Below are 14,946 nucleotides of genomic sequence, written 5' to 3'. Positions count from 1 at the left end.
AGGGGATTGCACGCGGTTATACGCCGGTTTGGCGTCCGCGCGACCCGCTGCGTTGCGCGCCGGGTCGCGAAGCGATCACCTCAACGCAGCGCGTCGTCCACCGTGATCGATTCGGCCTGCGGATGCGCCTTGCGCAGTTCATCGGCGAAACGCCTGGCATTTCCAACCACAACAATGCTCGCGCCGTTCGGGTCGAACGATCGCCGCGCCGCCTGCTGCACGGCTTGCGGCGTGACCTGCTCGACCGCGGCGATGAACCGCCCGATTTCGCTCAACGCCAACGCCTGCCCGGCGTGATTGCCGATCAGGCCGGCCACGCCCGCGCCGGTACCGAGCTTGCGGCTGAATTCGCCGATCACCAGTTGCTTGCGCGCCTGCAACTCGGCCTCGTCCATCGGCTCGGCGCCGAGCCGGCGCAGTTCGGCCAGGATCAGTTCGACCGCGCTCGCGGCCGATTCGGGTTTGGTCAACGTGGCCGCGATCAGCGAACCGGGCTGGCGGGTCTGGCTCAACAGGCTGCCGGCGTCGTAAGTCAACGCACGCTTGTAGCGCAGCTCGGCATTCAGGCGCGAGGCGCTGCCGCCGCCGAGCGCGGCGTTGGCAACCAAAGCCGCGTACCAATCCGGATCGTTGCGCGCGAGCGCGGGCCGGGCGACGACGATCGCGGCCTGGGTCGCATCGGGCAGATCGACCACGATCACCCGCGGCTTGGGCGTCGAGGTGACCTGCGGCGGCGATGCTTCGTTGACCCCATCGACCCGCCAATCGCCGAATGCCGCTTCGGCGAGCTCGCGCGCCTGCGCCGCGCTCACGTCGCCGACCACGACCAAGCGCGCGCGCGCCGGTTGCCAGGCGCGCGCATGCGCGGCGGCGAGGTCGTCGCGGGTGATGGCCTTCAGGCTCGCCGCGGTGCCCGACGACGCTCGGCCGTAAGGCGCATCGCCGAACACCGCGCGCGCTGCGATGCGGCGCGCGAGCCGCATCGGGTCTTCGCCGTAGCCGTCGAGCGCATCCAGCGCCTGGCTGCGTGCGCGTTCGATATCCTCGGCGGCGAACGCGGGACGTCGCACGATGTCGGCGAGGATCGCGAACGCGGCCGAGCGCGACGACGCACCGACGCTCAAGGTGACCGAGGCCGCGTCCAGACCGGCGCCGCTGCCCAGACTCCCGCCGAGCGCTTCGACCCGGCCGGCGATGTCGTCGGCCGACGCGGCGGCGCTGCGCTGGGTCATCAGCGCCGTGCCCAGTTCGGCCAGGCCCGCGCGGCCGAGCGGATCGCTGGCGCTGCCGTCGGGCGTCACCATCGACAAGGTCAGCAACGGCAGCCCGCGTTTTTCCACCAGCACGGCGCGCAGGCCGTTGCGCAGGCGCCATTCGACCGGCGTCGGAATCGTCGGCAGCACCGGGCGCCCCGCGGCCGGCAACGCAATGCGTTCGCCCGGCGGCGCCAGAGTCACGACCGGCAGATTTTGCGCGGGCGTCAGCGTGGTTTCGACCACCGTGGGCCGGACCGCGATGGTGTCGCCCTTGATCCCGGCCGGTGCCGCATCGATCGGCAGATAGCGCAAGGTCGCGGCGCGACGTTCGAGCAGATAGGTGTTCGCCACGCGCTGCACATCGGCCGCGCTTACCGCCAACGCCGCGACCAGCTGACGCTGGTCGGCGTTCGCATCGCCATCGACCAGCACCGCGCGGCCCAGCGCCATGGCCTGGCCGTCGGGGGTCTCGCGGCTGCGCAGCGCGGTGGTCAGCAACTGGTTCTTCGCCCGGCTCAGTTCCTGCGCCGTCACCGGCGCGTCGCGCAGTTTCGCCACTTCTTCGTTCAATGCCGCTTCGCCGGCATCCACGTCGACCTCGCCGGCCAGGATCGCGTAGACCGCCAGATAACCGCCGAGCCGGCGCCGTTCGAACCGGGTCGACGCGCTCTGCGCGAGCGAACGCTGCTGGACCAGATGCGCGTTGAGCCGAGCGCTCGCGCCGGCCGACAACAACGCATCGAGGACCATCAACGCCGGCGTGTCGGCATGATCGTCGCGCGGCAACGGATAACTCTTGACCACCGCCGGCAACGGCGTCGCCGGTTCGTAGACGGTCTGGCGGCTGGCGGTTTCGCGGATCGGTTCGGTCGCGACGACTCGCGGGATCGGCGCGTCGGGACGCGGAATCGGCGCGAAGTAGCGGTCGACCCAGCGATCGAGCTGCGCCGGATCGAAATGGCCGGCGACCACCAGCACCGCGTTGTCGGGGCGATAGTAAGTCGCGTGAAACGCGCGCACTTCATCGAGCGTGGCCGCGTCCAGGTCGTCGCCGCGGCCGATCGCCGGACGCGCATACGGCAGGCGCGAGTACGACAGCGCCGGCAGATACTCTTGAACCAGGCGACCATAGGCTTGCGACCGCACGCGCGTGCCGATTTCCTCCTTCACCACCTTGCGTTCGGAGTCGAGCGTCGGCGCATCGACCACCAGGCCGGCCATGCGATCGGCCTCGGCGAACAACATGCGCTCCAGGTACGCGGCCGGCACGGTCTCGAAGTAGCGGGTGTAGTCGTCTTCGGTGGACGCGTCGTTGCTGCCGCCGACGTCCTCGGCCAGGCCGGTGAAACTGCCCGCCGGCAGGTTGCCGGTGGACTTGAACATCAAATGTTCGAACAGATGGGCCAGGCCGGAGCGGTTTTTCGGATCGTCCTTGCCGCCGACGTCGTACCACAGGTTGACCGCGACATCGGACACCGAGGTGTCGCGAATGGCGTAGACGCGCAGGCCGTTGGCGAGGGTGCGCTGGGTGAAGGCCGGTGCGGCCGGGAGCGCGGCTTCGTGCCCGGCCTCGGGCGTGGACGGTCGCGGCGCGGCAACCACAGCCGTCGGCAATGCCACGCAGCACACGACGGCGAACAGGACAGCGAAAGGACCGGAGCATTGCCGTGCGCGCATTCGCAGAACGCCTGAGCCATGGTTGGCGCCGAGTTTGCCCGAATCGCCGGGCCGCGCCCCCTCTGCCATAAGTCATGCAGGCATGGGCCGAGCGAGCCACCAGCCGCGAGCTCGCTCGCCGCCAGGGAAAGCGCGGCGACGCGATGCGCGTCGCCGCGAATCCACGCCAACCCGCGCTACCAGCCTTCGCCGTGCCGCTTGCCCGGATCGCAGCCGTTCAAGGTCAGCATGCGCGCGACCCGCGCCTCCACGTACTGCCGATCGTCGCGGTCCAGGCCGTCGACGATCGGCTCCAGCAGCGCGCGAAACTGCGGCCAGAACTGCGCTTCGTGGCGCATCGTCTCGCGCCATTGCGGCAGCATCTGCTCCAGCCGGTCGAGCTCCATGTCCAGTTGCAGGCGCGTGCTCATGACGCCGCCCGCGGCCAGGTCACTTCGACCTGATGCAATGCGCCGTCGTCGACCAGCGGGAAACTCAGTCCGTCCTGGGCGACGCCGTCGAGTTTCACGCCGGCAACGTTCTCATCGCCGCCGGGCTCGACCTGCCGCACCTGGATCAGGTACGGCGTCTCGCGGTAGCGATAGTGCATCTTGTACTGCGTCCATTCGGGCGGAATGCACGGCGCCAGTTCCAGTCGGTCGCCGCGCCGATTCAAGCCGAGCAAGGATTCGGTCAGCAAGCGATACATCCAGCCGGCCGAACCGGTGTACCAGGTCCAGCCGCCGCGGCCGGTATGCGGCGCCACGCCGTAGACGTCGGCGGCGAGCACGTACGGTTCGACCTTGTAGCGCGCGGTCGAAGCGGCGTCGGCGGTGTGATGGATCGGGTTGATCATGCGCGCGAGTTCCCACGCGCGCGCGCCGTCCCCCAACTCGGCGAAGGCCATCGCCGCCCACACCGCGGCGTGGGTGTACTGGCCGCCGTTCTCGCGCACGCCGGGCACGTAGCCGCGGATGTAGCCCGGGTCTTTGACGGTCTTGTCGAACGGCGGATCGAGCAACTGGATCAGGCCGGCGTCGCGGCGCACCAGATGGCGGTCGAGCGAATCCATCGCCTGGTGCGCGCGGTCCGGATCGGCCGCGCCCGACAGCACCGACCAACTCTGCGAGATCGAATCGATCCGGCATTCGTCGCCTTCATGGGTGCCCAGCGGGGTGCCGTCGTCGAACCATGCGCGCCGGTACCATTCGCCGTCCCAGGCATGTTTTTGCAGATTCTCGCGCAGGCGTTTTGCCGCATCGACGCAGGCATCGGCGAACGCGGCATCGCCGCGCGCCCGCGCGATCGGCTCGAAGCGGTTCAAAGTGTCGAACAGGAAGAAACCCAGCCACACGCTTTCGCCGCGGCCGGCCTGGCCGACCAGGTTCATGCCGTCGTTCCAGTCGCCGCTGCCGATCAGCGGCAGGCCGCGCTCGCCGAGCAACTCCATGCCGCGCTGTAAGGCGAGCACACAGTGGTCATAGAACGGTTGCCGGCGATCGGTGGTCCACGGCCGGTCGTAGTACGACTCCTCGTCGGCGTTGAGCGCGCGGCCTTCGACGAAACCGACCTGTTCGTCGAGCAGGCTCATGTCGCCGGTGACCTGCAGATAGCGGCACGCGGCCAGCGGCAGCCACAGGAAATCGTCGGAACAGCGCGTGCGCACGCCGCGATTCAACGGCGGATGCCACCAGTGCATCACGTCGCCCTGCGGGAACTGGTGCTCGGCGCTCAGCAGCAGATGTTCGCGGCTCAGCGCCGGGCGCGCATGCACGGTCGCCATGGTGTCCTGCAACTGATCGCGGAAACCGAACGCGCCGCCGGACTGGTAGTAGCCGCTGCGCGCGACATAGCGACACGCCAGCGCCTGGTACGGCAGCCAGCCGTTGACCAGCGCGTCCACGCTGGGATCGGGCGTTTCGACCCGGATCGCGCCCAGGGTGCGGGTCCAGTGCATGCGCACCGCATCGAGCGCGTCGTAGGCCGCGGACTCGCCCTTGCAGCGATCGATCAGCTGCGCCGCGCTCGCGGCATCGCTCGCCGCGCCGAGCCGGAACACGATCTCGCAGGTTTCTTCCGGCGCCAGCGGCGCCGGCACTTGGATCGCCGCGCACGGGTCCATGCCGACGCCCAGGCGCCCGGACAACCGCTCGTTGAGCATCGCCGCCGGATGGCCCAGGTCGCCGTTGCGGCCGATGAACTCGGTGCGGTCGGCGGTAAAGGTGCAGCCGTCGCTGTCGGTGTCGAAGAACGCGACGCGTCCTTCGAACTCGGTGTTGTACGGATTGCGCGCGGTCAATGCGCCGCTGGCCGGATCGATTTCGCTGACCACGTGCATCTGCGAACGCGCGCGGATGTCGCCGAGCACCCATTCGACATAACCGGTGGCGGTGATCCGGCGCGCGCGGCCGGAGCGGTTGCGCAGCTTGAGCACCGAATACTTGACCGCGTCTTCCAGCCCGACATACACCCACAACTCGCTGGCGATGCCGTCCTCGACATGCTCGTACACGCTATAGCCGAACCCGTGGCGGGTGCGGTACGCGCCGCGGCCGCGACACGGCAGCGGCATCGGCGACCACACCCGGCCGGTGTCTTCGTCGCGCAGATAGAAGGCTTCGCCGCCGGTGTCGGCGACCGGATCGTTGTGCCAAGGCGTCAGCCGGAATTCGTGCGCGTTCTCGAACCAGGTATAGCCCGGCGCGCTCTCGCTGACCACCGTGCCCAGTTGCGCATTGGCCATCACGTTCGACCAAGGCGCCGGCGTGGGTTCGCCTTCGCGCAGCTCGATCACGTACTCGCGCGCGTCGGCCCCGAACGCGCCGGTGCCGTTGTCGAAATTCAACGACGCGCTGACCGGTTCGAACGGCCAGCTGTCGAAGCGGCTGTCGTCGTCACTGTCGACATGCGGCGGCGGCAAGCCGAGCAGCACGCCCGACTCGTCCGTCGCGGTTGGCGCGGGCAGCGCCGCCGGTTCGGTCGCGACCGGCGCGCCGTCGGGCCACAGCAAGGCCGCGCCGCGTTCGGGCGGCACGTGCCGGCTCACTTGCGCGGCCAGCGTGCCGCGCTTGTCGCTGATGATGACCCGCGCCACCGCCTGCAACAGGATGCGGTCTTCCTGCGACATCTGCTGGATCGGCCGCACGAAGATGCCGCCGGGCCGGTCGAGCACGCTGCCTTCCGGGCCGGCCGAAACCAGCCCCAGGATCTGTTCCTGCAACTGCTGGCGATAGCCGCTTTGTTCCTCGTTCCAGATCACCAGGTCGACATTGAGCCCCTTCAGGCGCCAATACGCATGCGCCTGCACCATCTGCCGGACCAGCTCGATGTTGTCGGCCTCGCTGATCTGCAACAGCACGATCGGGAAATCGCCGGAGATCGAATGCCCCCACAGCCCCGACTGACCGCGTCGGTTCTGCAGCAGCACCGATTGCTCGGCGCGCAGGTAGGGATGCGCGTACACCATCGAACCGGCCAGACGCTCGTACAGCTGCGCATCGGCCTGCGAGGCGTTGATCTGGCGACGCACGACCTGGCTGTGGGTCCAGGCCAGGTCGAACACGCGATCGGCCAGACGCCGGTCGCGATAGCGATCGATCAACGCGGTGCAGGCGGCGCGATCGGCGCCGACGCCGGTGACCATGTCGATGATCGCGGTCTGGTCCGGCGCCAGTTCGATGCGGGTGCGGATCGCGACGATCGGGTCGAGCACCGAGCCGACCGAATCCGACAGCGCCGCGTCGCCGCGCATCGCCTGCGGCGCGCGCGGGGTGTTGCCGCGGCCGAGGAAACGGGCGCGATCGGTTTCGTAGGAAATCTGCCCGATGTCGGCGTCGTGGACCGCGATCAGATGGAACATCCACGGCGGCACTTCGTCGTGCGCGCGCGGCCGGCGCGTGCATAGCAGCGCCTGCTTGTCGCGATCGATCTGCGACTGCACGAACAGATTGCTGAAGGCCGGATGCAGTTCGTCCGACAACGCCGGCGCCAGCACCACTTCGGCGTAGGTAGTGATCTCGATGGTGCGGGTGCGGCGCGAATGATTGCTCACCCGCAGCCGGCGCAGCTCGATATCGTCCTCGGCGGAGATGGCGATCTCCAGATGGGTTTCGTAACGGTTCTTGCGGCCGCGGAACTCGGCCTTGGCGTCGGAGAAGATCGCCTCGTAATGCTCGACCGGCACGCAGGTCGGCTGATGGGTCGCCGACCAGTACTCGCCGGTGTCGACATCGCGCAGATAGCAGAACGCGCCCCAATGATCGCGGGTGGCGTCCTCGCGCCAGCGCGTGACCGCCATGTCGCCCAGGCGGCTGTAACCGCCGCCGGCGCTGCTCAGCAGCCCGTGATAGCGGCCGTTCGACAGCAGCTGCACGGCCGGCCGCGCGGTCGCCGGATTGCGGAACACCCGCAGCTGGGTCTCGGTGACCGGCGGCGCGGCGCGCGCGCCGCTGGCTTCGGCTTCGTGCGGATGGAACACGCCGGTGCGCGGGATGCGTTCCTGCAACAGCAGCAAGGTCGCCTGGAATTCGGCGTCGGCGACGAAGCGCTTCTGCATCGGTTGGTCGCGCAGCAGATAGTCCAGCGCGAGCAGGCCCATGCCCTGGTGATGGGCCATGAACGAACGCACCACCGCGTGGGCCTGGCCGCGCGGCACCCGCGCCGGGGTGTAGTCGATCGCCTCATACAGGCCGAATTCGCCGCCGAAGCCAAGATCCGTCAAACGTTGCAGATTCTGGCAGGCAGCTTCGGGCATCACCATCAGCGCCATGGTGCTGGCGTACGGCGCGATCACCAGGTCCTGGCCGAGACCGCGCTTGAGCCCCAGCCCCGGCACGCCGAACGCGCGGTACTGATAGTTCATGCGCGTGTCGACGGTGTTGTAGCCCGATTCGGAAATGCCCCAGGGCACGTCGCGCTGGCGGCCGTAGTGAATCTGCGCGAGCACCGCGTGCTGTGCGGTCTGGTCGAGCAAGGTGTCCGGATAACTCGGCATCACCAACTGCGGCATCAGGTACTCGAACATCGAGCCGCTCCACGACAGCAAGGTCGCGCCGCTGTCGATCTCGGTCAGCAGGCGGCCCAGCGAGAACCAGGTCTCCTGCGGCAACTGGCCCTGGGCGATGGCGACGAAGCTGGTCAGGCGCGCTTCCGACGCGAGCAGGTCGTAGTAGCCCGCATCCAGGCGGCGTTCGTCGACGTTATAGCCGATCGCCAGCAGATGGCGGCCGCGGTCGTACAGGAACTCGTACTCCATCAGCGAGAACTGGCCGGCGATGTGCGCCAGGCGTTCGAGTTCGCGGATGCGGCGGCGCGCGCGTTCGCGCACCTCGCCGTCGTCGGATTGCCGCAGCAGGTCGCGCAGGCTGGGAATGGCGGCGGTGCCGAGGGTGGATTCGGGCTCGTCGTCGGTCGGCCGTGCCGGCATGGCGTGTGCGGGCAGGAAGTCGGCCAGTTCCTGCAATGCATCGCGGCAGGCGTCGGTCAATGCGCGCGGCCAGCGCGAGGTGGTCTCGTCGTCGTTTGCGCTGTCAACGTCGGTACAACTGGATTCGATCGCTTGCGCCAGCGCCAACAACTCCGACAGACAACGCTCGATCGCATCCACGGCGCGCGGCGGTTCGGCCAGGATCGCTTCGACCCGCTCGCGGAACGCGGCCGCGGCCTGGCTTTGCGCCGGCGATTTCGCCGCGGCGCGCGCATTGCGCAGGTTGTCCTCGAGCACGCCGCAGGTATCGGCCAGGCCCTGGAACACCGCCGCGCTGAGCACCGGTTCGTCGGCCAGCGCGAGCAGGCCCTGGCGCAGGGTCAGCAAGTGCGCGGCGAGATTGCCGCTGTCGACCGTGGAGATGTAGCGCGGCGGCAACGGCTGCAGGGTCTCGGTGTCGTACCAGTTGTAGAAATGGCCGCGATGGCGCGGCAAGGTTTCCAAGGTGGCCAGCGCAAGCCGCGTGCGCTCGATCACCGCGCCGATCTGCACATAGCCCAGGTCGTAGGCGCTCAGGTTGGCCAGCAGCGACAGGCCGATATTGGTCGGCGAGGTGCGCCGCGCCACCACCGGCGCGGGATGCTCCTGGAAGTTGTCCGGCGGCAGCCAGTGATCCTCGGCGCGGATATGCACTTCGAAGAACGCCCAGGTGCGGCGGGCCAGGCGGCCGAGAAAACGCACCTGCGTATGCGACAGACCGGCGCGCCGTTGCTTGGGCGGACGCCCCAGCCAGGCCATCAACGCCGGCGAGATCAACCACGCCGCCAGCCACGGCGCGGCGATCCACAGCGAGGCCGGCTGCACCCGCGCCAACAGCGAAGCGACCGCGATCGCGAACACCGGCGCGGACCACATCTCGCGCAGTTCCGCGCCGAAACGATCGCCGAGGCTGCGCTCGACTTCGCTCGACGGATTCCATTGCAGCAGGCGACGACGGCTGATCGTCATCCGCCACAGAGTGCGGACGATCGCGCCGAGGGCGAAGAACGCTTCGAACGGCAGGCAGGCCAAGGTCACGAAGGCGCGTTGCAACTGCCGCGCGAGCGAGCCGCCGACCTGGACCAGATGCGTCTCCAAGGCCATGTCGGCCGGCCGCCGGAGCAGTTCCCAGCCGGCCAGCACCAGCATCGGCGCCAGCCACAGCGCGAGCAGCCACAAGGTCCACAGCAAGGGCTGCGGCAAGGTGGCCCAACCCCACACCAGCAACGCGAGCGCGGCGGCCGGCACTAGGCTGCGGCGCAGATTGTCGAGCAGCTTGCCGCGCGACAGCCACGACAGCGGATTGCGCTCGAAGCCGCCGCGCATGCGCGGCACCCACGGCAGCAGCCACGGCAACAGCTGCCAGTCGCCGCGGATCCAGCGGTAACGGCGCTTCACATCGGCCGCATAGCGCGAGGGATAGTCCTCGAACAGGCGCACGTCGCTGATCAGGCCGGCGCGCGCGTAGCAGCCTTCGAGCAGATCGTGGCTGAGCACGCGGTTATCGGGCAGGCGATCGGCCAGCGCGTACTCGAACGCATCGACGTCGTAGATGCCCTTGCCGACGAACGAGCCTTCCGCGAACAAGTCCTGATAGACGTCCGAGACGATCCGGGTGTACGGATCGATGCCCGCCTCGCTGCCGAACATGCGTGCATAGCGCGAGCTGCGGCGTTCGCTCATGCCGCTGCCGACGCTCGGTTGCAGGATGCCGTAGCCGCGGGTGACGCGCTGGCGGCGCTCGTCGAAGCGCGCCTGGTTCAGCGGATGCGACAAGGTCGCGATGAACTCGCGCGCGGCGTCGCGCGGCAGGCGCGTGTCGGTGTCCAGGGTGATGACGTAGCGCACGTTCTCCAGCACGTCGGTGTTGCCGGTGACCTGCGAGAACGATTCGCGCGAACCGCCGCGCAACAAGCGGTTGAGCGCGGCCAGCTTGCCGCGCTTGCGCTCCAGGCCCATCCACTTGCGTTCCTGCGCGTTCCACAGGCGCGGGCGATGGAACAGGAAGAACAGGTCGCCGCGTTCGCCGGCATAGCGTGCGTTGAGGCGTTCGATGTGCTGGGCCGCGTGCGTCACCAGCGCCTCGTCGCCGGGCAGGGTCTGCTCGCCGGCGTCTAGGAAATCGGTCAGCAGGGCGAAATGCAGGTAGGTGTCGCGGTTGGCGAGGAAGCGCACTTCCAGGCCTTCGACCAGGCGATCGATCGCCTGCGCGCTGGTCAGCATCGCCGGCACCACCACCAGGCTGCGCGCCTGCGCCGGCAAGCCCTTGGAATAGTCCAGGCGCGGCAACGGCTTGGGCGCGATCAACACCGTCGCCAGCCAGTTGACCAGCTGAATGCCCAGGTCGCTGAAGGCGATGAAGGCCAACGCCGCCAGCACCAGCAGCGGCGCCAGGCCCAAGGTAACTTCGCGGGTCTGCCACAGCAGGCCGTAACTGCACGCCGCCGCGACCAGTCCGATCGGCAGCAGATACGCGCCCAACGGCACCCGCTTCCGGCTCAGGCTCACCGGCGTGCGCGCGCGTCCGGATGCGGCCAGCGCCTCCTTGATCTGCGCGGTGCCGTCGTCGATCAGGTAATAGCCGACATGCGCCTTGCTGCCCTGCGCGTCGCCGGCCGAGCGCGCCAGTTCCAGCACGATCGCGGCCACGTCGGTTTCGCTGGTGCCGCTGCGGCGCGCGAGTTTTTCCACCACGTGCCGGTACATGTCGCGGGTGTTGAAATCCATCAGCGCGTAAACGCCGAGCGGATCTTCGCGCAGGGCGTGGTCGACCAGGCTCATGGTCTCGACGAATTCGCGCCAATCCATGTTGACCAGGAAACGCAGGCTGCCGATGCTGTTGCTGATCGAGACCTGGTCGGAGGCCTGCTGCTGGCTTTCCGAACGCACCAGTTCTTCCACGCTGTGGCCGCCGTCGGTCAGCCATTGGTCGATCCAGCTGATCGGCATCGCCAGCGCCGCGCTGCGGCCGTGCAGTCCGCGCGCGAGTTCGGCGACGAAGGCGCCGGTCATCGGCGGGTCCGAACGCGCCATGTCGGCCACGACCAGGACCACGTCCTTGGGATTGTTGTCGGCGGTTTCGTTGAGCTGCCCCGACCACTCGGCGGCGCGGCGATGATCCAGGCCATCGCGCATCACCCGCACCGCCATGCGCCGCAGGTTCTCGATCAGCGCAAGCCGCAGCATGATCGGGATCGCCCACAGTTCGCCGAGCTTGAGCGGGGTGATCGATTGATAGGCGGCGACGAAGCGGGTCATCGTCTCGGCGTCGATGCGGCCGTCGCCGTGGGCGATCGCCTCCATCGCCAGATCGTAGACGCGCGGCATGCCGGTGCCCGGCCCTTCGCTCAACGCCGGCAGTTCGCGGCTGTAGCCCTTGGGCAGATGCCGGCGCGCGGTGCGTATCTGTTCTTCGATCAGGTAATAGTTGTCGAGCAACCATTCGCCGGCCGGGGTGATGCGCACCTCGTCCTGCACCATCTGGGTCAGCAGCGCGCTGGCGTCGCCGAGCACGCCCTCGTTGTCCTTGAGCCGCGCCAGCAGCAGGTCCGAGCCTTCCGCGGCCTGCACCCGATGACTCTGCGCGAGCGCCTTGCCGTGCTGCTCCATCTGCTCGGCGCTGAGCAGGCGCGAACGCAGCGGCTCCTCGGCGAGCCAGTGCCTTCCCTTCGCTATCCGCCCCCAGCGCCACAAACGCCGGTGCAAGCGCAACCAATGACTGAGAATTCGCCACACATAGGACATACGATATCCAAACTTTAGCGGCCGCCAGGTTCAGCCAGACTCAGACGATCGACTGTCGGGGCCAAATGTTCTGGCGTGCAGACCCAAGGAAGTACCGTAGATAAAACATCGGAACCACGCGTCGCTCGACCAGCGATCGCTGGTCATGCGGCGAGACGGAAAAGCTAGTTGGTCGGCAGGTTGACCCGGTCGATGCCGTGGATCACCGCATTGCTCGAATAGATATTCGGCAACGTGACCTTGCCGGTGCCGAAGCTGACCTGCTTGTTGACCGACTGGATCGCGACGTTGCGACCGTTGACGGTTTTCAACGCGTCCCAGCGTTCGAACTCGACCACCGTCTTGCGCTTGGGCACCAGATGGCCATACAGCACGTCGGCGAGTTGTGATTTATTTTCCGGACGGAACAATATTTCCAGCATGCCCTCGGGCAATTTGCCGAATGCGGCGTCGATCGGAATGAACGCGGTGAACGGGCCGTTGCCGTTGAGCAGCTCGGTCAGGCCGGCGCGCTCGACCGCGTCGCAGAAAATCGAGAACGAGCCTTGCGCGGCGGCGACTTCGAGCAGGTTTTTCGGCGCCGTCTCGGGCAAGGCACGGGCAGCGGAATCGGCCATCGCGCCGGCCGGGGCCATCGGGGTATTCATCAAGATTTCGCCTTCGCTACGATCCGTCAGAAACGGATCAATCAACGGCCTAAGCCGCATCTCCCACAAACGCGGGGAGTTCTAGGCTCGTGCGGTTGGGCAATGTCAATCGCCGCGCCTGAGTCACTGCCACGACGTTGCGTCGTGTCGCCGGCCTACACTGCGCCGCCGAGTGTTAGCTAACCGTGATCCGTGCGCGCTCGTACCGGCGATCGTCACATGCGCGGTGGCGGCGACTGCTATGGTGGTATCGCTGCAAGTACTCATGCGACCGCTATCGGCCGCTCTCGCGCGTCGCCACAAGCGCAGCCGGAATACTCATGCACTCGCGCGTCCATCCGCACTTCGCTCGCATCGACCGCCCGACACGATCGGCAGCGCGCCGTTATGCCTTGGCGATGGAGACGGCGGAAAGCGAAGGCTGGCCGATGCGACCGCAATCGCCTGGACGACCGGCGGCGGCGATGTCCGGCAAGCGTTACTTCCGCGACGACGGCGGACCGATCGCAACCCAGGTCCACGACGAGCAGGGGCGCTGGTGAACCGTCCAATCGATGCAGGCATAGCTCGGGTGAAGCGGGCGATGCGGATGCGTTGACCGATATCGCGGTCGACCGGCTTGGCTATCGAATGAACATCGCCGGCCTGGATCGCTCGTTCGCGACGAACGTCGGCCGCGACACGCCGTTGCCGTTCCTGCCCGTCGACTCATGCTCGGCGCGATCGCGCGAGCGACCGCATGCATCGCCTGTTCGGTACGCAGACAGATCGATCAGGGCAGCGTGAACTTGCGCGTCGAGCGCAGCGGCCAGATCGAAGTGAACTTCGCGCCGCCCACCAGCCGGAACGCGGCCGACATGCCGTTGTGGATGCCTTTCGCTTCCAGCACGTCCTTGGCGCGGCGAAAGGAGTGGCGCGGGTCGGCGGTCAGCATGAACAGATTGATCTCCTTCGCGCTGACGTCGTAGCCCTCCAGTTCGACCGTCTTGCCCAGGACCGCCTTCAACTCGTCCTCGATCGTTGCAAGGAACGCTTCGTCGGCCAGCGACTTGCGCCAGAACTTGATGATGAGCTGTTGATCCATCCGAGGATTGTAGACCCAACGCGCGATCGGACCGGTGCGCATGCGATTGCCCTGCCGTGTCCGCGGCGTGCGGCGTGCGGCGTGCGATCAGCTTCGGCGGACACGACGCGCCTCGGACCGGGGCGCGTCCCGCAACTGCGGCAGACATATAAGTAAGTCATCCCTCGCCGCCACGAACGCGCACTCGCCCGGGCGGCGGGCGGCGCAGTCCATCCAGACCGATCGCCTCGGCATGATGCAAATATTACTTGACACCATGTAAAGTATTTTTTACATTCATCCTACCTTGAACCGAGGACGCCCACGTGTCGCACCGAGAGAAAACCGCCTGGTTGTCGCTGATCGCACTGGCCGTCACCTTCGGCCCCTACTTCGCCATGGTGGCCATCAATCCGCCGAGCGGCTCCCTGCCCAACCTGCGCCAGCTCGGCCTGTACGCCACGGTGGCGATCGTGCAGTTGCTGATCCTGGGCGCCGGGCACCTGTACCTGCGCCGCGCTTCGCCCGAGGAAGCGCGCATGCCCGCGGACGAACGCGATCGCGCCATCAGCCAGCGCGCGACCACCTGGGCGTATTACGTGCTCATCGCCGGCATGATCGTCGTCGGCTGCATCATGCCGTTCACCACCGGCGGCTGGACCCTGGTCAATACCGCGCTGGCGATGATCACCGCTTCGCAGGTCGTTCACTACGGCATCGCCGTGTTGAACTATCGCAGGCAGGCCTGATGCAAGGATCGATTTCGAACAACATCCGGGTCTTGCGTTTCCACCACGGTGAAATGTCGCAGGCGCAGTTGGGCCAGCGCATCGGCCTGACCCGCCAGACGGTCGCCGCGATCGAGGCCGGCAAGTACTCGCCGTCGCTGGAGGCGGCGTTCCGGATCGCGCAGGTCTTCGGTGTCCCGCTGACCGAGGTGTTCCAGTGGCAGGCGGCGGCGTCCGATTGAGGCCGGTGTCGCGGGTGCGGACATGCCGGCAAACGGTCGACGATTGTTCGATAGCCGGCGTTTCTTCGCAGACACCGAACAAGAAGCGCCGTCCCTTCTGGATCGCTACAGCGTGGCGTTCGAATCACAGGCGCAGAAAATTTTCC

General features: G+C 67.7%; 8 protein-coding genes. 3 read left to right on the top strand and 5 right to left on the bottom strand.

Features of this window, described 5'->3' with window-relative positions; translation table 11 throughout:
- Window positions 1-80 precede the first annotated feature (80 nt).
- The 4 genes from KME82_RS03025 to KME82_RS03010 form a co-directional block, all read right to left on the bottom strand.
- Window positions 81-2,876, bottom strand: coding sequence for a M16 family metallopeptidase (locus KME82_RS03025; protein WP_215497217.1), 2,796 nt, complete (start codon window positions 2,874-2,876; stop codon window positions 81-83).
- Between the two features lie 233 nt (window positions 2,877-3,109).
- Window positions 3,110-3,343, bottom strand: a complete 234-nt coding sequence (locus KME82_RS03020) for a hypothetical protein (protein ID WP_252255605.1) — start codon at window positions 3,341-3,343, stop codon at window positions 3,110-3,112.
- Entirely contained in the window at window positions 3,340-12,120 is an 8,781-nt protein-coding gene (locus KME82_RS03015; protein WP_430538783.1) for a GH36-type glycosyl hydrolase domain-containing protein, read from the bottom strand. The genes KME82_RS03020 and KME82_RS03015 overlap by 4 nt, the downstream gene beginning before the upstream one ends.
- A 164-nt stretch (window positions 12,121-12,284) precedes the next feature.
- Window positions 12,285-12,767 (bottom strand): fasciclin domain-containing protein, encoded by a 483-nt coding sequence (locus KME82_RS03010; protein ID WP_215497216.1) that lies wholly within the window; start codon window positions 12,765-12,767, stop codon window positions 12,285-12,287.
- Between the two features lie 320 nt (window positions 12,768-13,087).
- Here KME82_RS03010 and KME82_RS03005 point away from each other — a divergent pair, with 320 nt between their 5' ends.
- Window positions 13,088-13,309: a hypothetical protein gene (locus KME82_RS03005; RefSeq protein WP_215497215.1), complete on the top strand. Its 222-nt coding sequence runs from the start codon at window positions 13,088-13,090 to the stop codon at window positions 13,307-13,309.
- 230 nt (window positions 13,310-13,539) lie between these two features.
- Here KME82_RS03005 and KME82_RS03000 read toward each other — a convergent pair whose 3' ends face one another.
- The gene (locus KME82_RS03000) at window positions 13,540-13,893 is read right to left on the bottom strand and encodes a hypothetical protein (protein ID WP_215497214.1); all 354 of its coding nucleotides are present in this window, start codon (window positions 13,891-13,893) and stop codon (window positions 13,540-13,542) included.
- Between the two features lie 263 nt (window positions 13,894-14,156).
- Between KME82_RS03000 and KME82_RS02995 the strand changes: the two genes are divergently transcribed.
- Together KME82_RS02995 and KME82_RS02990 are read left to right on the top strand one after the other, a co-directional pair.
- Window positions 14,157-14,579, top strand: a complete 423-nt coding sequence (locus KME82_RS02995) for a hypothetical protein (RefSeq protein WP_215499223.1) — start codon at window positions 14,157-14,159, stop codon at window positions 14,577-14,579.
- Window positions 14,579-14,800, top strand: a complete 222-nt coding sequence (locus tag KME82_RS02990) for a helix-turn-helix transcriptional regulator (RefSeq protein ID WP_252255604.1) — start codon at window positions 14,579-14,581, stop codon at window positions 14,798-14,800. Before KME82_RS02995 ends, KME82_RS02990 begins: the two co-directional genes overlap by 1 nt.
- Window positions 14,801-14,946 lie beyond the last annotated feature (146 nt).

It is taken from the genome of Lysobacter capsici (genome assembly GCF_018732085.1).
GTDB classification, from domain to species: domain Bacteria; phylum Pseudomonadota; class Gammaproteobacteria; order Xanthomonadales; family Xanthomonadaceae; genus Lysobacter; species Lysobacter capsici_A.
Note: the sequence above shows the minus strand (reverse complement) of the source record. Positions and strands in the feature narration are given on the sequence as shown.